Below are 23,085 nucleotides of genomic sequence, written 5' to 3'. Positions count from 1 at the left end.
CTTCCTTATGCACCAATCTTTTGTTGTAAATTGTTGTTTGGTAGTTCGTTACGGCTAATGGAAATCACATCTACCGTGCGTACATCCCATAGCTTTTCAATCTGATTAACCAAGAAAGAGATAGGGCGGTCGCTATCTACGATGATCTCAACGCTCGCGATTTTGCTTTCGTGGTTTTGCGTACCTGCAACCTGCTTAACAATGAAGCCGCGGTGGCGAATGACACGAAGAACACGCTCTAACAGTACCGGTTTATCGTCGGCTTTGATGTCTAGTAAATATCTTTCCATGTTACGTGTTCTCCAACATATCACTATTTGATGCACCAGGTGGTACAAGTGGCCATACGTTTTCTTCTTCGTCGATCAGGACATGCAGAAGGTAAGCGGTTTTGCTCTCAAGCATCTCTTTAATCGCAGGCTCAACCTCTTCCTTTTTGGTGATGGTTTTGCCCGGAATATCGAAGGCTTTCGCTAGCATTACGAAATCTGGGTTGTCATCAAGAATGGTTTCACTGTGGCGACCATCAAAGAACAGGGATTGCCACTGACGTACCATACCGAGACGCGAGTTGTTGAGTAGCACCATCTTCACTGGGATCTGACGGCGTTTAAGCGTACCTAGCTCCTGAACGTTCATCATGAATGAACCATCACCAGAGATCAGAATCGATTGGTCATCAGGCCGAGCAACGGCTGCTCCCATCGCTGCAGGTAGGCCAAAGCCCATTGTGCCTAAGCCCGCTGAGGTGATGAAGTTCTGTGGGTCACGCGGTTGAATGTGCTGAGCCGCCCACATCTGGTGCTGACCAACGTCGGTCGAGACAATTGAGCTATCTGGCATCATATCGGAAAGCTGTTTAAGTAGCAGTGGTGCGAAGATTGGATCGCCTGGATGGTCATAGCGCCATTTGAATGTACTGCGTAAGCTCTCTGAGTGATGAACCCAAGGGCTGATGTCTTGAGTTAACTCTAACTGTGGAAGAATGGTGTTGATGTCACCGCGCAGTGGTGCGTGTGCATGACGCAGCTTATGGATCTCTGCCGCATCGATATCGATGTGAATCACCTTAGCATGCGGTGCAAAGGTATCCAGCTTGCCTGTTACTCGATCATCAAAGCGTGCACCGACTACGATAAGTAGGTCGGATTCTTGAACGACTAAGTTTGCCGCTTTGGTGCCGTGCATGCCTAGCATGCCTAAATAGTGTGGGTCATTGCGCTCAATAGTCCCCAAGCCTTTCAGTGTACTCACTGCTGGCATTGGATTAAGGCGCAAGAACTCACGAACGGAGTCGGTTGCTTTTGCCAGCTGAACGCCACCACCTACGTAAAGTACAGGGCGGGTCGCTTGAGAAAGTACTTGTTGTGCGGTCTCGATTGCTTCTTGTGGCGCTACTGGTATTGCTGGTGGCGTGAAAGAAGGGAGAATTTCGACTGGCGCTTCAGCAAGTTGTACATCTTTAGCGATATCAACGATAACTGGACCAGGACGACCAGTTTTCGCCACTTCAAAGGCCTCTGCCAAGGTTGGGGCTAGGTCTTCAATATCGGTAACGAGGTAGCTGTGCTTGGTACAAGAGAGAGACATACCAATCACATCCATTTCTTGGAAGGCATCAGTACCAATGTGGGAGCTAGCGACTTGGCCAGTAATGGCGACGAGGGGGATTGAGTCCATAAATGCATCGGCAAGGCCGGTGACTAGGTTAGTGGCGCCTGGACCAGAGGTCGCCATACATACTGCAACATCCTGAGTGGCTCTTGCCATTCCTATGGCAGCCATTGCAGCACCTTGCTCGTGACGACATAGGATGTGTTCCACTCCACCGTCGTACAATGCATCGTAGATTGGCATTATGGCACCGCCTGGATAACCAAATACCGTGTCTATACCTTGCTGCTTCAAAGCGGATACGACTAATTCTGCACCTTTCATCGTAAATCCCCCTGGTTACCGGTATTTTGGTAACTATTTCTTTTGTTGCTGCACATCGTGTGCTCCCATTCTTCCTGTCTATCGGCGTAGCCGAAAATGCTTCAAAATATAAAAATCGAATCTATAAATTAGAAAAAACCCCCGGACTTGTCAGTGCGGGGGTTTTAAAAATTTGTGGCTATTTTTTATCCACACGCCCCCGCGTCGTCATAATAATGACCACGATAATCAGGTTAATCAGTGCGTAAAGGCGTGTGTTTAGTGTCATAAAATCCGAGCTTTCTCGTCGATTGTCGTATGTAAAACCATCTATCTCTAGTGTTATCACATAAAACTGTTTCATGACAAGCAAAATGTCATTCTTTTTTCACATTAAAAACTCATTCCACCAAGCTATATAACATCCTTATAGCTTTGGTGAGGAACTAATACCCAAGCTGAATACTTTTAAATCAATAACAAAGGAAAGCTATGGGACTCGCAATTATTCATAGTCGCGCCAGCGTAGGAGTGGAAGCGCCTGCGGTCACTGTTGAGGTACATATTAGTAACGGAATGCCGGGGTTCTCTTTAGTGGGATTACCAGAGACCACGGTGAAAGAGTCTAAAGACCGTGTACGCAGTGCGATCATCAACTCACGGTTCGAATTTCCAGCAAAGCGTATCACAGTCAATCTTGCTCCCGCTGATCTGCCCAAAGAGGGAGGGCGGTTTGACTTGCCAATTGCGTTGGGTATTTTAGTCGCCTCTGAGCAGTTGCCTGAAACCAAAGTATTGAGCCATGAGTTCATAGGAGAGCTCGCCTTGTCTGGTGAATTGCGTAGGGTTAAAGGAGTACTGCCCGCAACATTGGCGTGCGATAAGGCGAGTCGTGCGCTGGTGGTGCCCCATGATAACGGTGAGCAAGCAGCTTTGGTTGGGCAAGGGGAACACAAGTCAGCTCAAACATTACTGGAGGTGTGTGGTTATCTTTGTGGTCAAAGCACATTGAACTTAAATGATGTATCTGAGCCTCGATCTCAAAAGCACATGACTCGAGATCTGCAAGATATTATTGGTCAACAACAAGGGAAGCGAGCTCTAGAGATTGCGGCTGCTGGCAATCATAACTTACTGTTTTTAGGCCCACCCGGCACGGGGAAAACCATGCTTGCTTCACGCCTGTGTGATTTGTTGCCTGAGATGAGTGATGATGAGGCAATGGAGACGGCTTCGGTGGCGTCACTTACCCAACAAGAGATCAATCAGCACAACTGGAAGCTGCGCCCGTTTCGTTCCCCTCATCACTCCAGCTCTATGGCAGCTTTAGTAGGAGGCGGCTCGGTCCCAAGGCCGGGAGAGATCTCGCTGGCGCATAATGGGTTGTTGTTCCTTGATGAGATGCCGGAGTTTGAGCGAAAGGTCCTTGATTCATTGCGAGAGCCATTGGAGTCGGGAGAGATCATCATCTCACGTGCGGCGGGAAAGACTCGTTTCCCTGCGCGTTTTCAGCTAGTTGGCGCGTTGAATCCAAGCCCGACGGGATACTATGAAGGTAATCAAGCACGAGCGAATCCACAGATTATTTTGCGTTATTTGAATCGGCTCTCTGGTCCGCTCTTAGACCGTTTCGACATGTCGTTGGAGATCCCGCTTTTGCCCAAAGGTATGCTCGCTGAGGGAGGCGAACGAGGTGAAGGGACACAGGTTGTTAAGCAGCGTGTGGTTCAGGCAAGGTCAGTGATGGTAGCGCGAGGGGGAAAACCCAATGCATTGCTGGGCAGTCGAGAAATTGAAAAGCATTGCCCGCTCGATAAACAAGATGCTCAATTTTTGGAGACGGCGCTGCATCGGCTGGGTTTATCGATTCGTGCTTACCATCGCATCATCAAAGTCGCGCGTACAATAGCGGATCTTGAAGGGAGCGAACAAATTCACAAGAAGCACCTTTCAGAGGCGCTGGGGTATCGAGCGATGGATAGGTTGTTGAAGCAGTTGACGGCACAAGCGGTATAGCCACTAAATTGGCTATACCGAAGTACATGGATTAGAACTTGTAGTTCATACCAACAGAAACGATGTATTGAGACTCATCGTAGAAAGTAATGTTGGAATCACTGGTGCCATAGCCTGCCAATGAAATGAATGACCAGTTGTCCCAGTTCATGAATTTTTCGTATTCATAAGCAGCAAACAGGTTGATGTTGTCGTCACTACGGACGGTGTTGTTGTACAGGGAATTACCACCGTCGTAATCTCGTTGGTTATAGCCTGCTGTAAGTACGTATTGATGGCGTCCTGCTACGCCAAATAGGCTAACCTCAGCACCAATTTGATCATAAGACTCAGCACTACCATCAGCATCTCGGGTTTGGTAGATGATGGATGGAACAAGCATTAGGCTGCGACTAAGAGGTTGTCGATACTGACCTTTTAAGTAGAGAGCATTGCCATCACGTTTGAGCTCATCAGACACGTTATCTTGCTTAACATCCCTGGTCGCGTAGGCCATATCCAGTGAAAATGGTGAGCCGGCAATACTGCTTAGTTTCAGACGAAAGGCGTTACCTGTCTCATCGGTTTCAGTACGAGATACATTGGTGTCATAAGGGTTAGCCCAGGTTTCTCCGGACATTATGGTTGGCAGAACTGAAGCATCAATCACCATTCCCGATTGCAGCTGATATTTATAGCCGACTTCGAGTACAACGGTACCTGTCGCTACGTCATCTCGCGCAGTACCTGTATAAACTTGATGATTTAGGCGTTCACCAAAGGTGTAAGCAATGTTGCCCAGTGGTGCCACCAAGAAGGAGCTTTCAGAGGAGGCTTCTTGTGTATTCGAGGTGATAGTGCTATCGCCATCGGTATTAAAGTTTGAAGTAGACGAGGTAACTCCGGCATTGATGGAGACTTCACCGCTGAAGCCTTGTTCATCGGCCAATTTGGCAAAAGCAGGGGTTGCTGCAATGCTCAACGCTATTAACGTAATCTTGAATTTCATTCGCGGGGCTCCTTGCCCAACCTGTTAGTGTGTAGTGAAAAGCTATAGATAACCCAAATACTAAAAGGTTCCTGATTAATTTTTTATCAATGATGCTTTTTGAGCATAGCAAAAAAAAGGAAGCCGAAGCTCCCTTTTATCAATGATTTACTTCTTCAATAAGAAGTTAACCAATGCAAAGTACTCATCTAAAGAGTTGATACCTTGCGCATCGACTAGGTAGCGGTTGTTAACCACGACTGCTGGTACACCCGATAGGCCGCTGTCTTTGAATGCTTTGTCAAAGCGACGAACCATAGAGTCAACGGCGAAGCCTTTATATGCAGCATCAAATTTCTTCGCATCAACACCTTCGTCTAGGAAGATTTGACGCAACTCTTCTTCATCACGCGGTGCTTTGTTCATGTTGTGGATGCGGTTAAACATCACTGGGACCATTTTGTCTTCAACTTTTAGAGCAATCATAGTCGCGTATGCTTTACTCATTGGTTTACCCATCGCACCACCCATAAAGGATACGTGGTTCTTCTGAAGCTTAACGCCTTCAGGCAGCTGTTTTTTTAGCTGCTGAATAATTGGTTCGAAGCTATTACAGTGTGGGCAGTAGAATGAGAAAAACTCAGTAACCACAGGTTTTTTTGAAGGCTCTAGATCTAGAACTTTGTAGTGCTCACCTTCGTTAAACTGCGCTGCATGAGCTGATAAGCTCAGCATAACTAATGAGAAAAATGCGAATAGCTTTTTCATTTATTCAATCTCCATTATGTTTGAATTTTTTGTTTGCTATCAGTGTTGCCTTACCACTGAGGCATTAACGAAAGTGGTGGCTCCTGTAGGGTAGCAATCTGCTCTTTACAAGCAAGTACTTGTTGCTCCCAGTATTTCGGGTCGTTAAACCATGGGAAGGCCAGAGGAAACGCTGGATCGTCCCACCGCTTAGCTAGCCATGCCATGTAATGCACCATACGTAGACCGCGCAGTGGTTCAATAAGTTTCAATTCTGCGCTGTTAAAGTCGCAGAACTCTTGATAAGCCTCTAAAAGAATATCGAGCTGCATCAGTTTATCTTGGCGTTCACCACTGAGGAGCATCCATAGGTCTTGAACCGCTGGACCATTACGCGCATCGTCAAGATCGACAAACATCGGCCCATCACGCCATAAAATATTGCCTGGATGACAATCGCCATGTAGGCGAATAATTTTACTTGAGTCAGACCACTGTTCTTCGAGTGCCTTAATCAACATGTCGAGATCATTGAAGAAAGCCGATTCGATGTGTGTTGGGATAAAGCGTGAATTCTCTAAGATCTTGCGTGGTTGATGTAGGTATTCCTTGAGGCTGATGGTTGGCCGGTGTTGAAATAGCTTTTCAGAACTCGCTTTATGGATACGCCCGAGAAAGCGACCTACGCCTTCCAACTGATCCAGGTTATCCACTTCGTATTGACGCCCTCCGACACTATCAAACAACGCAAACAGATAGCCTTGATACTCATGCAGGGTTTGACCGTTGATCTTAATCGGTGGTGCGACAGGGATCTCCTGTTCAATGAGATCGAGCGCGAAATCATGCTCTTCTTGGATCTGCTCTTTAGTCCAGCGTTGTGGGCGGTAGAACTTCACAACATAGCGCTTACGGTCTTCATCGCTAAATTGATAGACGCGGTTTTCGTAGCTATTGAGCGCCAATAGGCCTGACTCGGCACGAACTCCAATACTTTCGAGGGCGTACCACATGAAATCAGGCGTCAGGTTGTCAAAGTTAAAAGCTTGTTCGGTCATAAAAATAAAAAAGGCTCATTACTGAGCCTTTTTCCATTGATTGGTTGAAATACCGAGTGGTCACCCACTAGATATTAGAGCTTCTTGATAAAGCGGCTTTCAACTTCCATCGTAAACTCTTCATTATCCGAGAGTATAAACTGAATTGTCGAAACTGGTGAGCTGAGTTTTTCTGGATCGGCTCCCAAGCTGATTGGCAGGTTCAATACTTCGCCTGGGTCGACAGCAACAGTCTGCTTACCATACCAGATAGCTTCAGGTAACCCGCTAACACTTAAATCGTACTCTTGAACCTGTTGGGTTTTGTTGATGATTTTGAGCGTGTAGGTGTTCTCAACAAAGCCTTGAGTGTTGATTCTGAATAGTTGGTTGCGGTCACGAAGCACAGTTAAACCAGCTGGATCGACACTTGCGACCTGAACAAAGAACAAACCAATCATCAGTAGTAGCACGCCACCGTAACCCAATAGTTTCGGTCGCATTACTTTAGTATTGTGACCTTCCAGGCGGTGTTCTGTCGTGTAGTTGATCAGCCCTTTCTCATATCCCATGCGATCCATAGTTTGGTCACAGGCATCGATACAAGCGCCACAGTTAATACACTCATATTGCAGGCCATCACGGATATCGATACCAGTCGGACATACCTGAACACACAAGTTACAGTCGATACAGTCACCCAAGCCCAGTGCTTTAGGGTCGGCTTTGCGTGAACGAGGGCCACGGCTTTCACCACGCTCTGTGTCATAGCCAACGATAAAGGTATCTTTATCAAACATCGCAGATTGGAAACGAGCATACGGACACATGTGTAGACATACGATTGAACGCATCCAACCCGCATTGGCGTAGGTACAGCCAGCGAAGAACAGCACCCAAAATACAGGCCAGAACGAAGCGTCAAAGGTGAAGAAACCAACGACTAGTTCTTTAACAGGAATAAAGTAACCAACAAAGGTGAGACCTGTTGCTAAGGCAATTGCCCACCAAGCGATGTGCTTAATGGTCTTACGCATCATTAGATTCGGTGTGAGTTTGCCTGAGTCTTGCTTCTTACGTTTGTTGGCAGAACCCTCGAGTTTCTCTTCAAACCAGATGTACATAAAGGTCCAAACGGTTTGCGGACACAAATAGCCACACCAAACCCGGCCTAAAAAGGTGGTAATAAAGAACAGGCCGAAGGCCGCGATCATGAATAGAATCGCCAGCAGGGTGAGGTCCTGAGGGTAGAGCGTGGTACCAAAGAAATTAAACTGCTGATTACCAATATCGAGCAGTATGGCTTGTCGCTCTCCAAACGGTATCCACGGGATCAGCGCAAACAATAGCAGTAGGAACCAGCCACCATAGCGGCGCAGTTGTTGGAACTTACCCTTGCTTTCACGCACGTAGATGCGGTTATTGGGGTTAAATCGATCTCCATTACCTTTATGTGTCTTGGGATTAAAGGTTTTAGGAGTCACATCTTTGATATCGATTTTATCCTGACTCATGGACTATCCTTTTGATGGTATAGGTACCCTTTCTTGGTGTGGGCACTTTATGACATTGCTTTAATAACTCTGCGGGAGAATCTTGCATACCGTAGCTTTGGTATATCACTGGACCCTATACACGCTACTCTTATTTTAGAAGATTCTTATGGGAGGCGATTATAGCGACAATACTGTTCTCATTTCTTTAACGCTATCAACCTTTAGCAACAAAACTCATAACAGTTGTGACGAAAAAATAGCGAACAGAAACAAAAAAGCGACCGAATGGTCGCCTTTAAATGAGTTGAGCTGAAACTGAGTGGAACTAGATGATGCCGCGTGCTTTTAGGATTGCAGTTTTGAAATCGTCTTCTTGGTCTTTTTTCAGGCCAGGGATCATCTCGTCTTTTTGGCTGTTGCGCATCTTAAGGTGGTAGATCAGTACGTCATCGGTGAGATCTTCCAATTTACCTTCGTAGCCTGCTTCTTTAGATAGCTTAATAATGAATTCGAGCAGGTTTAGCTCTTGGTCTTTTTGCCACTCAGGCTCCATTAGCTCGATCAGCTCTTCAATGCGATGGCATTTCATTTTTTATTCTCCACAAATTTTATAATGATTTGCAGTAAAGGTATCAAATCGGATACGGAATACCAATCCAACAGGCAAGAAAAAAGCGCAGTAAAAACTGCGCTTTTTGTTATGCGGCTTTAATTACTTTTGCAGAGCTAGACGTAAGCAGAGCAGTCTTCTCGACAAGAGTCATTGTTGGTGCCACTTTCTTTGCCGTTGGAGCAGCTACAAAGCCACTACGACGACGCATCGCACTACGGTTGGTGTGCGAAAACCTGACAGCTGTTGGTCGCATTGAGTTACCTAACGGTCAGGCATATCCATTGCCAATTTAATGGCCTGATCCAAAATGAGCTGCGCTTTAATTGCTTAAAGTTAGGCTCGTCTGGCTTTCGCCAATCCAATCATGAATCAGGATAATGATATGCGTGCATATCAATAACAGATTATCATCATCTGGTTGAACGATCGATGCTTGTTGGAAAAATACCCGCCAATAACAGCTAAAATTGTGTGAGCAGTATATTTGAGTTTGAACCTCTTTCAGGCTTAAGATGGTGCTTTAAAGGAGGTGCATATGTCGTTCTTAAAGAAAACGCTAGCAAGTTTTGGTATTGGATCGGCGAAAGTAGATTCAGTACTGCAGCAAGAAGTGCTTTACCCTGGCCGTAAAGCCAACATTATTGTGCACGTTTACGGTGGCTCTCAACCTCAAGAGATCGATAACATCGACCTCAACTTGTGCTGCCGTTACATCAAGGAAGTTCCTATTAACCCCGATAAGCAAGATCGAGGTCAGACGCGTCGCGTTCATCAAACATACTCACTGGCGAAGTGGAGCCTGCCTTATGCCTTCACGATTGAGCCGGGCGAAACGCGTGATTTCGAGTGCGAGTTTGATGTTCCACTCAATACGCCGGTCACCATTGGTGATGCGAAAGTGTGGTTGGAAACCGGATTAGACATCGCGATGGCAATCGACCCATCTGATAAAGATGTGCTCACGGTTCGTCCTGACGAGTTGCTTGATGGCATCTTTAACAAGCTTGAAGCCCAAGGCTTACGCATTCGACAAGTTGAGTGTGAAGCGGTAGATGGCTTTGAGTTACCGTTTGTTCAAGAGTTTGAGTTTGTACCAACGACTGGGCCCTATCATGGCCGTTGGCGTGAGTTAGAGGTCGTGGCCCATAGAGATGAGCAAGAGCTAAAGATGTGGTTTGAGATCGACCGCAATCGTGATGGTGCTAAAGGTATGTTGGCGAGCCTACTTGGTGTCGGCAAACTCAAACGCCAGCTAAGCATTCCTCTTGATACCTCACCACAGCAAGCCGGTGAGATGGTGATAGAGTATTTGGAGAGCGTCTCTTAGCTCCTTAATCCGACTATGATACGGTGCATAAAAATTTAAGCTTACACGTGTAAGCTTAATGTGTAATACTAGAGTAATTGTTCGATTACTCTAGTAGGATGCCCATGTCTGAAGCCAACGTCAGTGAATATAGTGAAATAGAAGAGCGAGCCAATGCGATCACACACGGCCTTGGGGTGGTGTTGGGTGTTGTTGGTTTAATCTTACTGCTCATCAAAGCCGATCAGTTCAATGCGGATTTACTTACCGTGGCAAGTATGGCGACCTACGGCAGCAGTATTATCTTGTTGTTTTTGGCTTCCACTCTCTATCATTCGATTACCACCGAAAAAACTAAGCGGTTACTGAAAACCCTCGATCACTGTGCGATCTATTTGTTGATCGCTGGCAGCTACACCCCGTTCTTATTGGTCAGCTTGAGAACGCCGTTGGCTTTTGGGTTAATGGGCGTGATTTGGGCGATAGCCTTGGTCGGTATCGTCATGAAAATTGCCTTTGTGTATCGCTTTAAGCGCTTGTCTTTAGTTACGTATCTAGCAATGGGGTGGCTATCATTGATAGTGATTTATCAACTGGCGAAGAGTGTGGATTTAGGCGGCTTGATCTTGCTGGCTGCGGGCGGAGTTATCTATTCTCTGGGTGTGATTTTCTATGTCGCAAAACGCATCCCATACAACCATGCTATTTGGCACCTGTTTGTATTGGCGGGATGCGCTTGTCATTTCTTTGCTATCTATCTATACGTTACGCCAGTTTAGCGAGCCAAAACCTCAATCACTTCAGCTTGGAGTTGGTACTTGTCTTGTTTATCCAGTGCTAGCTTAATCGACTTACCTTCGGCGCTGCTTTGTGGGCGAAGGTAGGTATCAGCCATACGTTTGATGGATTTCCAAGTATCAACCTGTTGTTCTGCGAGCACCTTACCGTCTGTCGAGAGCACTTTAACCTTCAGTGAAACCAAGATGATTGGCTGAGTGCCTTGGTTAGTGATTGCTGTTGGAATGATGAGTTCACCATCTTGATAGCTTGCAGCGCCAAGTAGAATATCTACACCAGACTTCGACAACTGCAAGCTCGGCTTAGTATCGTTAAGCTTAATCGTGGTACCTGTAATGGCTGTCGCAACAGGAATCGCAGCGATGCTTGGCTTCGCTGATGCATCCGAAGTAGTGACTTCCGATTCAGCTTTGGTCGTTACGTACTCCCATGTAAAGTCATCTTTGAGATTGACCTGTTTGCCATCAGGTAGGGTGATCAGTTGATCAGCGAATGCAGTACCGCTGAGTAGTACGCTAGCCATCAATAGGTAAGATCGCATAATGGTTTCCTTTTTAATGCTTAATTAACGACGCCAGAAGGCTGGGAAGAACAGTACCAACAGGGTCAAGATCTCAAGCCTTCCCATCAGCATACCAAAACTTAGCAACCATTTTGCTGCATCTGGAAGTGGTGCAAAGTTTCCTGTTGGACCAATCACACTACCCATGCCTGGGCCCACGTTGGCCACCGCGGTGATTGCACCGGAAATGCTGGTGATTGGATCGAGTCCCATCGCACTTAAGCCACCTGCAATTAAGATAATAGTAATAAAGAACATCAAACCAAAGGCCACTAAAGAGCGAACGATGTCGTCGTTGACTGGCCGTTGGTTGTAACGCTGAACAAATACGCCTGAAGGGTGAATCAGTTTCATCATCTGTTTGTGCAGCATGGTCATTGCGATCTGGAAACGGAATATTTTGATGCCACCAGAGGTTGAGCCTGAACATGCTCCTGCCATCATCAAGAATGCAAACAGAGTTGTTGGCAGAGCCCCCCAAGCGGTGAAGTCTTCTAAGCCAAACCCTGTGGTGGTGACCACAGAGACGATATTAAACATCGACACACGCAGAGCATCCATTACGGAGTAGCCGTCGCGTATCACTAACCACATTGAAATCACAACACTTGAGGCGAGAAAGAGGTAAGTGAAACCTCGAACCTGAGCGTCTTTGTAAAGCGGGGCGAGTTTACGTCCGCGCAGGGCGCTAACAAACAGTAGGAAAGGTAGTCCACCTAGGAACATAAATAGGGTGCCAACCCAGTGCGCACTGTTGGAGAAGTGGTTCATCGAGCCATCAGAGGTGGAGTAACCGCCTGTAGAGAGCGTAGTAAAGGCGTGGTTGATGGCATCAAACATCCCCATACCGGCAAACAGATAGCTGATAAAGCACAGCCCTGTTAGTACCAGATACACGGCAACAATGTTCTTGGCTACCGTTTTAGCGCGTGGACTACTTTTATCAGACCAATCCGACGATTCGGTTTGGAATAAGCGCATACCACCAACATTGAGCATTGGTAGTACGGCTACCGCCATCACAATGAAGCCGACCCCACCTAGCCACTGCAAGATAGAGCGCCACAGCAGGATACTAGGCGCCATGTTATCTAGACCACTGAGAACGGTAGAACCGGTAGTGGTGATACCGGACATGGTCTCAAAGTAGGCATCGGTAAAGCTAATATGGTTGATGAACACAAATGGCAATGCGGCAAAGGCGCTGGCGATGGTCCAAACTAGTGAGGTAATAAGGAACATGTCCCTGACCCCAAGGCGGAAGTGTGCGGTTCGGCCTAAGCTCAGGCAGATAAAGGCGATCACATGGGTGATCACCACCGATTGACCAAACTCTAGAAAGCCACCCGTTCCCGTAAAGAATGCCACCAGAGTTGGCACATACATGAACAGGGCGAGCTTGGAGAGCACCAACCCAATAACCAATAGAATGGGGCGTAAGTTAACCATGATGTTTTACTGGTGCGTTCTTATAGGAAGAACGGACTCGGTTGGAATAGCGACTCAACGTCCGGGACGTATTTTTTATCAACCAAGAACATCACAACGTGGTCATCTTGTTCGATCACAGTTCTATCGTGCGCGATAAGAACCTCTTCACCACGCACAATCGCACCAATAGTGGTACCTGGTGGCAGTTTTATGTCGCCAATCGCTCGGCCGACAACCTTTGAAGTGGTTTCGTCACCGTGAGCAATGGCTTCGATTGCCTCGGCAGCACCGCGACGTAGAGATGATACGTTGACGATATCGGCACGACGAACGTGCGTCAGTAGCGCAGAAATTGTGGCTTGCTGTGGAGATATCGCAATATCAATCACACCACCTTGTACTAGGTCGACGTAAGCACCGCGCTGAATCAGCACCATTACCTTCTTAGCACCCATTCGTTTCGCCAACATTGCTGACATGATGTTGGTTTCGTCTTCATTGGTGAGCGCGATGAACACGTCTACTTGGTCGATATTTTCTTCGGTCAGTAGTTCTTGGTCTGCCGCATCACCACAGAAGACGATGGTGTTTTCAAGCTCTTCAGACAACTTCTCGGCACGGGTGTAGCTGCGTTCAATCAGCTTGATGCTGTAGCTCTGCTCTAGGCGCTTCGCTAAGCTGGCACCGATGTTACCACCACCAACAATCATGACGCGGCGATAAGGCTTCTCAAGGCGTTGTAGCTCACTCATGACAGAGCGGATATGGTTACTTGCCGCAACGAAGAACACCTCATCATCGGCTTCAATGATGGTAGTACCTTGTGGTCGAATTGGACGACCTTGACGGAAAATAGCAGCTACGCGGGTATCGATGTGTGGCATGTGCTCGCGCAGCGCTGACAGTGCGTTACCCACTAGTGGGCCACCATAGTAGGCTTTTACCGCTACTAGGCTTACTTTTTGCTCAGCGAAGCTGACGACTTGAAGTGCGCCCGGGTATTGGATTAGGCGTTCAATGTAGCTGGTCACCAGCTCTTCTGGAGCAATAAGGTGGTCAACAGGGATAGCACCAGACTTGAACAGTGCTTCTTTCTCTTCCAAGTATTCAGGAGAGCGAATACGGGCAATTCGGTTCGGAGTATTAAACAGAGAAAAGGCGACCTGACACGCGGCCATGTTTGTCTCATCCATATTGGTTACCGCAACCAACATATCGGCATCTTGAGCACCGGCTTCGCGCAGTGTATTCGGGTGGCTGGCATAGCCATTGACTACCCTAAGGTCATATTTGTCCTGAAGTTCACGCAGTCGGTCGCCATCGCGATCGACAATAGTGATGTCATTGTTTTCACCTACCAAGTTCTCAGCAAGGGTACCGCCTACTTGTCCAGCACCTAGGATAATGATCTTCATAGCCTATCTCTTATTTTTTGTTATTTAACGCCTTGGTGATATTCACCACAACGAAACAGCGGCTAAGAACCCCTTCTTAGCCGCTGTATAATTATGCTTGTTTCACTAACACTGCGTAGTAGAAACCATCCATATCTTCTTCACCAGGTAATATTTGACGACCTGGTTGTTCGATATCGGAGCCGACAAGTGTTGCATCCGTCGTACGCTCAAGGAACGCTTTCACTTGAAGTACGTTCTCTTGTGGTGTGATAGAGCAGGTCGCATACACCATAGTGCCGCCAGCTTTTAATTGTCCCCACATTGCGTCCATGATTTCGCTTTGCAGCTCTGCGAGTGCTTGAATGTCTGACGCTCGGCGTAACCACTTGATGTCTGGGTGGCGGCGAATTACACCAGTTGCCGAACAAGGGGCATCAAGCAGAATACGATCAAATTGTTCACCACTCCACCACTCTTGTGGGTATCGAGCATCACCACAAATGACATCAGCACGCAATTGGAGGCGCTCTAGGTTGTCATAGACGCGGTCTAGACGTTTCGGGTCTGCATCGATCGCAACCACTTCTGTGTCGTTAGTGTGCTCAAGGATATGTGCAGTTTTACCACCCGGAGCGGCACAGCAATCCAGAATCAGTTCGCCATCTTTTGGCGTCAAGTAATCAACCGACAATTGTGCAGCAGCATCTTGTACCGAAATCCAACCTTTATCAAAGCCTGGAAGCAGAGTGACATCGCACGGCGCAGCTAATTTTATGGCATCTGCAGCTTGTGAGTGCAGACTGTATTCAATGTTTTCGTTTTTAAGTAGCTCAGCGTATTCATCACGGGTGTGATGCTGGCGGTTCACGCGCAGCCACATTGGTGCCTTGCTGTTATTCGCTTCGACAAGTTGCTCCCATTGATCTGGGTAGCTTTCTTGTAGCATTTTTAGGATCCAGCTTGGGTGGCCGTACTTGCCAGCGTTGTGACTTACCGCAGCCTCATCCAGAGCTTCTTGATCGCGTAGGTAATTGCGTAGTACCGCGTTGATTAAGCCACTTAGGTTCTGCCCGCGCAGCGTTTTGGTCGCTTCTACTGTCTCACCGACGGCTGCGTGCGAAGGGATACGCATGAAGCTCAGTTGGTAAATACCAACCAGGATCAGGTGATGGAAAACACGTTTCTTGCCTTTTAACGGGTTGTCCATTAATTGGTTGGCGATAGATTCTAGGCGAGGCAAGTAGCGCAGAGCGCCATAACAGATCTCTTGCAGTAGAGCATGGTCACGTGGGCGGATCGTTTTTTGAGCCGCAGGTAGTGCGTGTGAAAGAGAGTGGCCTTTATCGACAACTTGAAACAGGACATTGGCAGCAGCAGCGCGAACATTCATGGGGAGTACCGACTATTATATTGAATACATGAGGACATCTCTGCCCTCGTAAAGGTTATAGACTACATTGAGTGCAGTCTTGCAAGGGTTAGATGAGCTGCGTGCCCACCTCAAACCAACTTGCGCGAGAGTTCAAGATATCTTGTACTGACATCGCTTTTTTGCCCGGTACTTGTAGTTGTTCAAGAACAAGGACACCTTGTCCGGTTGCTACATAGATGCCGGTTTTATCCGCTTGCAGAATGGTACCTGCTGGCTTATCAGTGGTTTGCTCTGCCACACGGCTTTGCCATACCTTGATGCTGTTTTCTGCGGCTTCAAAGTGACTCATTGGCCATGGGTTGAAGGCGCGAACACAGCGCTCAATATGTGCTGCGTCGTCACTCCAGTTGATGCGCGCCTCTTCTTTGCTCAGCTTCTTCGCGTAGTTAGCAAGTTCGTCGTCTTGCTTCTCTGCAACAGCTTTACCTGCAGCGATGTCAGCTAAACACTCAACAAGAGCATCAGGGCCAAGACCAGCGAGCTTCTCGTACATTGAAGCACTGGTGTCGGTTGCTTCGATTGGTAGCGTAGCAATGCTGAGCATATCACCCGTATCTAAGCCGATATCCATCTGCATGATAGTTACGCCTGTCTCTGCATCACCTGCCCAGATAGAGCGTTGGATAGGCGCAGCACCACGCCAGCGCGGTAGGATAGAGCCGTGAACATTGATACAACCCAAGCGAGGAGTGTCTAGCACCACTTGAGGTAGCAGCAGGCCATAAGCGACTACAACCATGATGTCGGCATTAAGATCAGCCAACTCTTGCTTCGCTTCGTCTGACTTGAAGTTCTCAGGTTGGTAAACCGGAATATCATGTTCAAGGGCGATGTTTTTAACTGGGCTTGCCGTTAGCTTCTTACCACGACCTGCAGGGCGATCCGGTTGGGTGTAAACCGCAATAACTTCATGCTCCGAAGACAACAACGCCGCCAAGTGACGGGCGGCGAAATCCGGAGTACCTGCGAAGACAATTCTTAAAGACTGACTCAAGGTAGGCTTCCTTCTAATTAGTTTAACTAGCGCTTATTTTGCTTGTTTCTCGTTGAAACGTTTGATCTTAGCTAGTTTATCTTGAATACGTTTGCGCTTTAGTGGCGATAGGTAATCAACAAACAACTTACCTTCTAGGTGATCAAGCTCATGTTGAACACAGATAGCCAGTAGGTCGTCAGCGTCGAAGGTGTACTCTTTACCATCGCGGTCTAGTGCTTTCACGGTAACTTCTGCCGCACGAGGCACAAGTGCGCGAGCACCAGGAACAGATAGACAACCTTCTTCGATGCCATCTTCACCGCGCTTCTCGATGATTTCAGGGTTGATCAGCACCATTGGCTCATCACGTGTCTCTGAAATATCGATAACTACAATACGTTGGTGGAAATCAACCTGCGTTGCTGCAAGGCCAATGCCCTCTTCGTCGTACATGGTTTCAATCATGTCATCAACGAACTTTTGAATCTCTGGGGTAACTTCTTTTACCGGTTTCGCCACGGTACGTAGACGATCATCTGGTAATGTTAATACTTGTAATACAGACATATACACTCGAAATATTGAACTGTGCCGAAACAGCTTAAACCTTGTTGGCTCAATTCTAGACATTTTATAGGCCAAATGACAGCATCCTGAAGGTAATTCTACGATTAGATGTCATATATCCAGACCAAGGAACCGAGGTCATGCGCCATTTTTTAACAAGGTTATCGCTAGTTTTTCTACCATTTTCAGCCGCGACACTGGCCCAGCAACCCCCAACTCCTCTGAACATAAAACAAGACGCGCCCAAGACGTACATCGTGGAGAAAGGTGATACCTTGTGGGATATTTCAGAGATGTACCTCGACAGCCCTTGGTTATGGCCGCGTTTATGGCAGGTGAACCCAGAGATAGATAATCCCCATCTGATTTATCCAGGGGATAAGCTCTCCCTAGTTTGGTTGAATGGCCAGCCCGTCTTAAGCCTTAAACCCGTTATTAAATTGAGCCCTAAGATTCGAGTTAGAGACAAAAAAGCAGTACCGACGGTCGATGAGGGGCTTGTTCTTCCGTATCTTCAATCGGACCGACTCGTGACTCAATCGGAGGTCGACGCAGCTGAGCGTGTATTGGGAACCAGCGATGGGCGCAAGTTTTTAACGGCTCAAGATCGACTGTTTATCTCAGGACAACAGCAACATCAAAAGTGGGGTATTTACCGAGCGGTTGCGGAGTATCAACGCAGTAACCCTCAGTCTTCGATGATATCGCTGCGTTTAGTGGCTAATGCTCGCCTTCATTCCGTAGAAACCTCTTTTAGTAGTTTGCAGGTCGATTCTCAGCAGCAAGAGATTTTAGTGAATGATGTAGTGCTGCCTGTATTGAATATCGATCAAGCCACACTGACGACGACCTTTTACCCGACTCCGACTGCTGCAGGGCAGTTTGCACATATCGTAGGGTCCTTGGAGGGCGGGAAATTCAGTGCCAAGAATCAGGTGGTGGTGATTGATAGAGGTACACACGACAACCTTCGCCAAGGTTCGATGTTTTCACTTAGTCAGTCTGGCGCTGTGGTCTATGGTCAGCAGGGTGACTACAGTTACGACAGTGAGACATTGGGCGATAAGATCCAATTGCCAAATACTGAGATAGGGAATCTGATGGTAATAAGGCCCTATCAGTATTTCAGTTTGGCTTTAGTCACTCAAAGCAGTAAACCTATTAGTCAGGACACCTTGGCTGTGTCACCGCTCCTAAGTGATGGCTCAGGCGAGTAGGGTTCTCTCATGACAGAGCAAGAGCTAGCGGCGTGGTTGAGGTTAAGTTTTGTCCCTAAGTTGGGTATGAAGCGTCTTAAGCGCTTGCTGGCTATCGATTCACCTCAAAATCTTGTTGATTACACCCACGAACAGCTGTCGGCTCTTGGTTTTTCAGATTCGCAAATAACCTACCTCAAATTCAAAACTGAGCCTCTAATTGAAGAGTGCTTAGCATGGCAAGCACAAGATTCGACACATCATATCGTTACTCACCAATGTGCAGCGTATCCACCTTGCTTGCGACAGATAGCCAGTGCGCCGAGCGCCTTATTTGTGCGCGGCAATATTAAAACACTGAGTGACCCTCAGATCGCGATGGTCGGCAGTCGCAATGCGAGCTTGGAAGGCTTGCAAACAGCCAAAGCCTTCGCTCGAGAATTCGCCCAGAGTGGTTTGATTGTTACTAGTGGCCTGGCGCTCGGTATTGATGGTTATGCCCATGATGGAGCCTTGTCGGGTGGAGGAGAAACCTTTGCTGTATTAGGCTCTGGGTTGAATGCGGTTTATCCGGCTCGTCATCGTAAACTCGCGGAACGAGTCGCAGAACAAGGGGCGTTAATCTCTGAGTTTCGCCCTTCTGCTAAGCCGCGTCCTGAAAACTTCCCGCGTCGTAATCGCATTATTAGTGGCTTGTCGCTAGGTACATTGGTGGTTGAAGCGGCGGAAAAGAGCGGTTCCTTGATTACGGCTCGCTACGCATTAGAACAAGGGCGTGAAGTCTTTGCTTTGCCAGGTTCAATACACAGCCCTACCAGTCGTGGAGGAAACAGTTTAATCAAGTCGGGCGCTTGCCTAGTGCAGAGTGCTCAAGATGTCCTTGTTGAAATAAAAAGCCTATTAGATTGGTCTATTGAAGTACAACCCAGTCTGTTTGATGCGCCAACAACTGACAATGCAAATGAACAATTGCCATTTCCACATCTGTTAGCTAACGTAGGGTTAGAGGCGACACCCGTTGATATTTTGGCACAGCGAACCCATATACCTGTGCATGAGGTCATGATGCAGCTCTTAGAGTTAGAACTTTTAGGGCATGTTGTTGCAGTTTCTGGTGGCTATATTCGAAAGGGGAGAGGCTAGCTATGATGATGGACATTCTGATGTACCTGTTTGAAACCTACATCCATAGCGATTCTGAATTGCAGGTGGATCAAGACGAGCTTGAAGAAGAATTACTTCGAGCAGGGTTTCACCAAGACGATATTTATAAGGCGCTTCACTGGTTAGAAGATCTCGCTGCATTGCAAGAAACCGACAGCCAAGCGGCGATTTCGGTCTCTTCGAATACCTCCATGCGTGTGTATACCAAGCGAGAAATGGCACGAATCAATCTAGAGTGTCGCGGCTTTCTTCTATTCTTAGAGCAAATTAATGTGCTGACCACTGAAATTCGTGAGATGGTGATCGACCGAGTGATGGGGTTAGAAACCAATGAGTTTGAGTTGGATGATCTCAAATGGATTATCTTAATGGTGCTGTTTAACGTACCAGGTAATGAGAGTGCTTACACGCAAATGGAAGAGCTGTTGTACACCAAAGAGCAAGGTATCTTGCATTAATACAGGCTTGTCATGAGTAGTAAGATCGATCATCAGCTTTTTTCCGCCCATGAGCATGCGCTCGAACATGAAGCGTGTCCTCAGTGTGATGGTGAGTTACAGCTTCGTCACGGTAAGCACGGCCCGTTTATGGGGTGTACTCATTACCCAGCATGCGACTACATCAAGCCGCTGCATCAAAACGATGGACATATCGTCAAAGAGCTCGGTGTGCCTTGTCCTAAATGCCAAAGTGAGTTGGTATTAAGACAGGGGCGCTACGGTATGTTTATCGGCTGCAGCAGCTATCCAGAGTGCCATCACATAGAGTCACTCGATCAACCGAAAGAAGAACAGACGCAAGCGCCACAAGTCGCCTGCCCAGAGTGTGGAAAAGGCCATCTTGTTGAGCGTAAGTCTCGCTACGGAAAACTGTTCTTTGCATGTGATAACTACCCAAAGTGCAAGTTTGCAGTAAATCAGCCACCGATTATTGGTCGTTGTGAAGTTTGCCGATTCCCATTGTTGGTCGAGAAGAAAACAGCACATGGCGTTAAAAAGCAGTGTGCTGATCGAAAGTGTCACCACATTCAAGAACAAGCATAAAAAACGGCGCTCATTGAGCGCCGTTTTTAATTGATTTTAACTTACTGCATCTGCTCGGCAAAATCATGGATTGCAGGGTAGGCTGCTTTATCCAGAATATTCGCTAGACCGCAAAGCGTGCGTTGCAGTTCTGCAGTGTAGTCAGCACTGACGTTGATGTGACCCATCTTACGACCTGCACGTTTTTCTTTGCCATACCAGTGAACGTGGCACCCTGCTTGCGCTAGGATCTCATTTGGTAGTGTGTCTTCACCAAGGATATTGATCATTGCAGTCGGGCGAATCAGCTTAGTGCTACCTAACGGCATACCACATACGGCACGAAGGTGATTCTCAAACTGACAAGTCTCAGCACCTTGTTGCGTCCAGTGACCAGAGTTATGAACACGTGGCGCAATCTCGTTAACGAGTAGTGCACCTTGAACATCAAAGAACTCAAGCGCTAGCACACCAACGTAATCCAAGCGCTCAGCAACCGCAGTGAACATCGTCTTAGCTTGTTCCTGTAGCTCAATGTCATCAATCGCTGTCGATAGACTCAGCACTCCATTGGTATGAACGTTTTCAGCCAATGGGTAAACCTGAATTTCGCCATCTTTACCACGAGCACCAATTAAAGAAACCTCACGATCAAATGGGACAAACTCTTCTGCAACAATCGCTTGGTTGTCGGTCGCCGCGATGCACTCTGCCATCTCCGCCCAAACACTTTCCACTGCGTCTAATGATTTAAGACGCCATTGGCCTTTGCCATCGTAGCCACCTAGTGTGCTTTTAAGCACCATAGGTAGGCCAACATGCGAGATCGCTTGGTCAAAGTCTTCGCGAGCGTTGATCACCGCGTATTTAGCGTTCTTCACACCTGCTTGGTCGAGCAGAGCTTTTTCAAGACGACGATCGCCGCCCGCTTTGATCGCTTCGGTTGTCGGTAGGAACTTGCCACTGCGCTCACACACTTCAAGTACATCATGAGGGATGTGTTCGAACTCAGCAGTAATGACGTCCGCGCGCTCTATCGCATTTTCTAAGCCGTTACCTAGAATCGCTTGCGTTAATGGATGAACAATATTTTTGCTGCCAACATCAAAAGCAGAAATTTCAATATTCAGCGGTGCCCCAGCTAGGGACATCATACGAGCAAGCTGGCCCGCGCCTAACACAAGAACATGCATGGGAATTAGTCCTCTGCAGGGTTTGGATTAGCAAGTACCGTTTCTGTTTGTTCAGAGCGGAATGCTTCTACTTTTGCCATTACTTCTTCATTGTGTGTACCAATGATTTGTGCCGCTAGAATACCCGCGTTCGCTGCACCTGCTTCACCGATAGCTAGCGTGCCTACCGCGATACCTTTTGGCATTTGCACGATAGAAAGCAGAGAATCCATACCCTTCAGCGCCTTCGACTGAACAGGTACACCAAGAACTGGAACACTCGTAAACGCCGCAGCCATACCTGGTAGATGAGCTGCACCGCCCGCACCTGCAATGATCACCTTAATACCACGCTCTTTTGCGCTAGTTGCGTAATCTGCTAATAGTTGAGGAGTGCGGTGAGCAGAAACCACTTTTGTTTCGTACGCTACGCCAAATTGATCCAACATATCTGCTGCTAGCTTCATTGTTGGCCAATCAGATTTAGAACCCATGATAATACCGACAGTCATCTCAAACTCCTTCAGGTACGATTTGATTAAGTGATTTAGATAATTTGCGCGCATTATACGGGGAAAATTGCTTAAGGAAAACGTTTGCGTCAGTCAAAGTTGCCATTTGATACATTTTATAAACAAATAGCTTTAGTCACAGTTAGTGATTATTTGTACACTTAACGAGTTTAATAGCAGAAATAGGTGAGGCAACCCGTGGACAACTTTCAGAATACTTTACAGGCATTACAACAAGGTGAAGTCATCGCTTACCCAACTGAAGGTGTATTTGGTGTGGGCTGCGACCCTGATAACCCGCAAGCCATCCAAAAATTACTTGAACTTAAACAGCGCCCGGTGGAAAAGGGTCTTATCTTGATTGCTGCTAGCTATGAACAGCTGCTTCCCTATATAGATGAAAGCCAACTCACAGCCGAACAACTGGCCAGTGTGAAAGCGACATGGCCAGGGCCAGTTACTTGGATCATGCCAGCTAGTAGCCAAGTGACGGATTGGGTGAGTGGTCAATTCGATTCAATAGCGGTACGTGTAACCGATCACCCTTTGGTACAGAAGATGTGTAATGCGCTTGGAAAGCCGTTAACCTCTACCAGCGCAAACCTGTCGGGTGAGCCGCCGTGTATGACCACAGAAGAAGTGAAACAACAGCTTGGTCATAAGCTGGTGGCAATACTTGAGGGTGAAACGGGAGGCCGTGATAAGCCAAGTGAAATCCGTGATGCCAAGACTTCTCAAATATTAAGACAGGGCTAAA

The 23,085-nt window shown here is 47.3% G+C and carries 24 protein-coding genes; 8 read left to right on the top strand and 16 right to left on the bottom strand.

Going from position 1 to position 23,085, the window contains the following annotated elements; all coding sequences use genetic code 11:
- Window positions 1-5 precede the first annotated feature (5 nt).
- Window positions 6-290: an acetolactate synthase 2 small subunit gene (gene ilvM, locus OCV50_RS14445; protein ID WP_032548651.1), complete on the bottom strand. Its 285-nt coding sequence runs from the start codon at window positions 288-290 to the stop codon at window positions 6-8.
- Between the two features lies 1 nt (window position 291).
- Window positions 292-1,938 (bottom strand): acetolactate synthase 2 catalytic subunit, encoded by a 1,647-nt coding sequence (gene ilvG, locus OCV50_RS14440; protein ID WP_261903356.1) that lies wholly within the window; start codon window positions 1,936-1,938, stop codon window positions 292-294.
- Between the two features lie 471 nt (window positions 1,939-2,409).
- Here ilvG and OCV50_RS14435 point away from each other — a divergent pair, with 471 nt between their 5' ends.
- The gene (locus OCV50_RS14435; protein WP_261903355.1) at window positions 2,410-3,933 is read left to right on the top strand and encodes a YifB family Mg chelatase-like AAA ATPase; all 1,524 of its coding nucleotides are present in this window, start codon (window positions 2,410-2,412) and stop codon (window positions 3,931-3,933) included.
- 31 nt (window positions 3,934-3,964) lie between these two features.
- Here the strand turns inward: OCV50_RS14435 and OCV50_RS14430 are convergent, their stop codons facing one another.
- The 6 genes from OCV50_RS14430 to OCV50_RS14405 form a co-directional block, all read right to left on the bottom strand.
- A complete protein-coding gene (locus OCV50_RS14430) occupies window positions 3,965-4,921 on the bottom strand; it encodes a DUF2860 domain-containing protein (protein WP_261903354.1) in 957 nt (318 codons plus the stop codon).
- Between the two features lie 147 nt (window positions 4,922-5,068).
- Complete coding sequence (locus OCV50_RS14425; RefSeq protein ID WP_032548655.1) at window positions 5,069-5,668, bottom strand: thiol:disulfide interchange protein DsbA/DsbL; 600 nt, start codon at window positions 5,666-5,668, stop codon at window positions 5,069-5,071.
- 50 nt (window positions 5,669-5,718) lie between these two features.
- Window positions 5,719-6,705, bottom strand: coding sequence for a serine/threonine protein kinase (locus OCV50_RS14420; protein ID WP_261903353.1), 987 nt, complete (start codon window positions 6,703-6,705; stop codon window positions 5,719-5,721).
- A gap of 74 nt (window positions 6,706-6,779) precedes the next feature.
- Complete coding sequence (gene ccoG / locus OCV50_RS14415) at window positions 6,780-8,198, bottom strand: cytochrome c oxidase accessory protein CcoG (protein ID WP_261903352.1); 1,419 nt, start codon at window positions 8,196-8,198, stop codon at window positions 6,780-6,782.
- Window positions 8,199-8,505: 307 nt separating this feature from the next.
- Window positions 8,506-8,769 (bottom strand): YihD family protein, encoded by a 264-nt coding sequence (locus OCV50_RS14410; RefSeq protein WP_032548658.1) that lies wholly within the window; start codon window positions 8,767-8,769, stop codon window positions 8,506-8,508.
- Between the two features lie 109 nt (window positions 8,770-8,878).
- Complete coding sequence (locus tag OCV50_RS14405; RefSeq protein WP_239842978.1) at window positions 8,879-9,046, bottom strand: hypothetical protein; 168 nt, start codon at window positions 9,044-9,046, stop codon at window positions 8,879-8,881.
- Between the two features lie 282 nt (window positions 9,047-9,328).
- Between OCV50_RS14405 and OCV50_RS14400 the strand changes: the two genes are divergently transcribed.
- Both OCV50_RS14400 and trhA read left to right on the top strand, forming a co-directional pair.
- Window positions 9,329-10,120: a sporulation protein gene (locus tag OCV50_RS14400; protein ID WP_261903351.1), complete on the top strand. Its 792-nt coding sequence runs from the start codon at window positions 9,329-9,331 to the stop codon at window positions 10,118-10,120.
- Between the two features lie 104 nt (window positions 10,121-10,224).
- On the top strand, window positions 10,225-10,878 hold the full coding sequence (gene trhA, locus OCV50_RS14395) for a PAQR family membrane homeostasis protein TrhA (RefSeq protein WP_261903350.1): 654 nt from the start codon (window positions 10,225-10,227) through the stop codon (window positions 10,876-10,878).
- Here trhA and OCV50_RS14390 read toward each other — a convergent pair.
- The 6 genes from OCV50_RS14390 to def all read right to left on the bottom strand — a co-directional run bounded on the left by OCV50_RS14390 (window position 10,875) and on the right by def (window position 17,262).
- On the bottom strand, window positions 10,875-11,438 hold the full coding sequence (locus tag OCV50_RS14390) for a DUF3157 family protein (protein ID WP_261903349.1): 564 nt from the start codon (window positions 11,436-11,438) through the stop codon (window positions 10,875-10,877). The two genes, trhA and OCV50_RS14390, sit on opposite strands and share 4 nt — an antisense overlap.
- A 24-nt stretch (window positions 11,439-11,462) precedes the next feature.
- The gene (locus OCV50_RS14385; protein WP_261903348.1) at window positions 11,463-12,908 is read right to left on the bottom strand and encodes a TrkH family potassium uptake protein; all 1,446 of its coding nucleotides are present in this window, start codon (window positions 12,906-12,908) and stop codon (window positions 11,463-11,465) included.
- 20 nt (window positions 12,909-12,928) lie between these two features.
- Complete coding sequence (gene trkA, locus OCV50_RS14380) at window positions 12,929-14,305, bottom strand: Trk system potassium transporter TrkA (RefSeq protein ID WP_032548662.1); 1,377 nt, start codon at window positions 14,303-14,305, stop codon at window positions 12,929-12,931.
- A 91-nt stretch (window positions 14,306-14,396) separates the two neighbouring features.
- Entirely contained in the window at window positions 14,397-15,677 is a 1,281-nt protein-coding gene (gene rsmB, locus OCV50_RS14375) for a 16S rRNA (cytosine(967)-C(5))-methyltransferase RsmB (protein ID WP_261903347.1), read from the bottom strand.
- Window positions 15,678-15,765: 88 nt separating this feature from the next.
- Window positions 15,766-16,713: a methionyl-tRNA formyltransferase gene (fmt, locus tag OCV50_RS14370; RefSeq protein WP_261903346.1), complete on the bottom strand. Its 948-nt coding sequence runs from the start codon at window positions 16,711-16,713 to the stop codon at window positions 15,766-15,768.
- A gap of 33 nt (window positions 16,714-16,746) precedes the next feature.
- Window positions 16,747-17,262 carry a peptide deformylase gene (gene def, locus OCV50_RS14365; protein WP_032548665.1) on the bottom strand — a complete coding sequence of 172 codons (516 nt, stop codon included), beginning with the start codon at window positions 17,260-17,262 and terminating at the stop codon, window positions 16,747-16,749.
- Between the two features lie 140 nt (window positions 17,263-17,402).
- On the opposite strand from def, the gene OCV50_RS14360 reads away from it, so the two are divergent.
- The 4 genes from OCV50_RS14360 to OCV50_RS14345 are packed head-to-tail and all read left to right on the top strand — an operon-like array spanning window position 17,403 to window position 20,665.
- On the top strand, window positions 17,403-18,479 hold the full coding sequence (locus OCV50_RS14360) for a LysM peptidoglycan-binding domain-containing protein (protein WP_261903345.1): 1,077 nt from the start codon (window positions 17,403-17,405) through the stop codon (window positions 18,477-18,479).
- A gap of 9 nt (window positions 18,480-18,488) precedes the next feature.
- Window positions 18,489-19,601, top strand: a complete 1,113-nt coding sequence (dprA, locus tag OCV50_RS14355; RefSeq protein ID WP_261903344.1) for a DNA-processing protein DprA — start codon at window positions 18,489-18,491, stop codon at window positions 19,599-19,601.
- 2 nt (window positions 19,602-19,603) lie between these two features.
- Window positions 19,604-20,080, top strand: coding sequence for a DUF494 family protein (locus tag OCV50_RS14350; RefSeq protein ID WP_275665802.1), 477 nt, complete (start codon window positions 19,604-19,606; stop codon window positions 20,078-20,080).
- A gap of 12 nt (window positions 20,081-20,092) precedes the next feature.
- A complete protein-coding gene (locus OCV50_RS14345) occupies window positions 20,093-20,665 on the top strand; it encodes a DNA topoisomerase family protein (protein ID WP_261903343.1) in 573 nt (190 codons plus the stop codon).
- Between the two features lie 41 nt (window positions 20,666-20,706).
- Here OCV50_RS14345 and OCV50_RS14340 read toward each other — a convergent pair whose 3' ends face one another.
- Window positions 20,707-21,837, bottom strand: a complete 1,131-nt coding sequence (locus OCV50_RS14340; RefSeq protein WP_261903342.1) for a 5-(carboxyamino)imidazole ribonucleotide synthase — start codon at window positions 21,835-21,837, stop codon at window positions 20,707-20,709.
- A gap of 5 nt (window positions 21,838-21,842) precedes the next feature.
- Complete coding sequence (purE, locus tag OCV50_RS14335; protein ID WP_004739348.1) at window positions 21,843-22,328, bottom strand: 5-(carboxyamino)imidazole ribonucleotide mutase; 486 nt, start codon at window positions 22,326-22,328, stop codon at window positions 21,843-21,845.
- A 198-nt stretch (window positions 22,329-22,526) separates the two neighbouring features.
- Between purE and OCV50_RS14330 the strand changes: the two genes are divergently transcribed.
- Window positions 22,527-23,084: an L-threonylcarbamoyladenylate synthase gene (locus OCV50_RS14330; protein ID WP_261903341.1), complete on the top strand. Its 558-nt coding sequence runs from the start codon at window positions 22,527-22,529 to the stop codon at window positions 23,082-23,084.
- The last annotated feature ends 1 nt before the right edge of the window (window position 23,085 follow it).

The organism is Vibrio fortis, assembly GCF_024347475.1.
In the GTDB taxonomy this organism is placed as follows: Bacteria; Pseudomonadota; Gammaproteobacteria; order Enterobacterales; family Vibrionaceae; genus Vibrio; species Vibrio fortis.
The sequence above is the reverse complement of the archived record's forward strand: the minus strand, read 5'-3'. Positions and strand labels throughout refer to the sequence as shown.

Excerpts from the sequence above, each read along its gene's own strand:
- OCV50_RS14345 (WP_261903343.1), top strand. The coding sequence starts at position 20,093 with ATGAGTAGTAAGATCGATCATCAGCTTTTTTCCGCCCATGAGCATGCG.
- trkA (WP_032548662.1), bottom strand. The coding sequence starts at position 14,305 with ATGAAGATCATTATCCTAGGTGCTGGACAAGTAGGCGGTACCCTTGCT.
- ilvM (WP_032548651.1), bottom strand. The coding sequence starts at position 290 with ATGGAAAGATATTTACTAGACATCAAAGCCGACGATAAACCGGTACTG.
- OCV50_RS14360 (WP_261903345.1), top strand. The coding sequence starts at position 17,403 with ATGCGCCATTTTTTAACAAGGTTATCGCTAGTTTTTCTACCATTTTCA.
- OCV50_RS14420 (WP_261903353.1), bottom strand. The coding sequence starts at position 6,705 with ATGACCGAACAAGCTTTTAACTTTGACAACCTGACGCCTGATTTCATG.
- OCV50_RS14430 (WP_261903354.1), bottom strand. The coding sequence starts at position 4,921 with ATGAAATTCAAGATTACGTTAATAGCGTTGAGCATTGCAGCAACCCCT.
- OCV50_RS14410 (WP_032548658.1), bottom strand. The coding sequence starts at position 8,769 with ATGAAATGCCATCGCATTGAAGAGCTGATCGAGCTAATGGAGCCTGAG.
- OCV50_RS14385 (WP_261903348.1), bottom strand. The coding sequence starts at position 12,908 with ATGGTTAACTTACGCCCCATTCTATTGGTTATTGGGTTGGTGCTCTCC.
- OCV50_RS14340 (WP_261903342.1), bottom strand. The coding sequence starts at position 21,837 with ATGCATGTTCTTGTGTTAGGCGCGGGCCAGCTTGCTCGTATGATGTCC.
- OCV50_RS14435 (WP_261903355.1), top strand. The coding sequence starts at position 2,410 with ATGGGACTCGCAATTATTCATAGTCGCGCCAGCGTAGGAGTGGAAGCG.
- OCV50_RS14400 (WP_261903351.1), top strand. The coding sequence starts at position 9,329 with ATGTCGTTCTTAAAGAAAACGCTAGCAAGTTTTGGTATTGGATCGGCG.
- OCV50_RS14405 (WP_239842978.1), bottom strand. The coding sequence starts at position 9,046 with ATGCGACCAACAGCTGTCAGGTTTTCGCACACCAACCGTAGTGCGATG.
- trhA (WP_261903350.1), top strand. The coding sequence starts at position 10,225 with ATGTCTGAAGCCAACGTCAGTGAATATAGTGAAATAGAAGAGCGAGCC.
- rsmB (WP_261903347.1), bottom strand. The coding sequence starts at position 15,677 with ATGAATGTTCGCGCTGCTGCTGCCAATGTCCTGTTTCAAGTTGTCGAT.
- OCV50_RS14390 (WP_261903349.1), bottom strand. The coding sequence starts at position 11,438 with ATGCGATCTTACCTATTGATGGCTAGCGTACTACTCAGCGGTACTGCA.
- ilvG (WP_261903356.1), bottom strand. The coding sequence starts at position 1,938 with ATGAAAGGTGCAGAATTAGTCGTATCCGCTTTGAAGCAGCAAGGTATA.
- OCV50_RS14425 (WP_032548655.1), bottom strand. The coding sequence starts at position 5,668 with ATGAAAAAGCTATTCGCATTTTTCTCATTAGTTATGCTGAGCTTATCA.
- purE (WP_004739348.1), bottom strand. The coding sequence starts at position 22,328 with ATGACTGTCGGTATTATCATGGGTTCTAAATCTGATTGGCCAACAATG.
- dprA (WP_261903344.1), top strand. The coding sequence starts at position 18,489 with ATGACAGAGCAAGAGCTAGCGGCGTGGTTGAGGTTAAGTTTTGTCCCT.
- def (WP_032548665.1), bottom strand. The coding sequence starts at position 17,262 with ATGTCTGTATTACAAGTATTAACATTACCAGATGATCGTCTACGTACC.
- OCV50_RS14350 (WP_275665802.1), top strand. The coding sequence starts at position 19,604 with ATGATGATGGACATTCTGATGTACCTGTTTGAAACCTACATCCATAGC.
- ccoG (WP_261903352.1), bottom strand. The coding sequence starts at position 8,198 with ATGAGTCAGGATAAAATCGATATCAAAGATGTGACTCCTAAAACCTTT.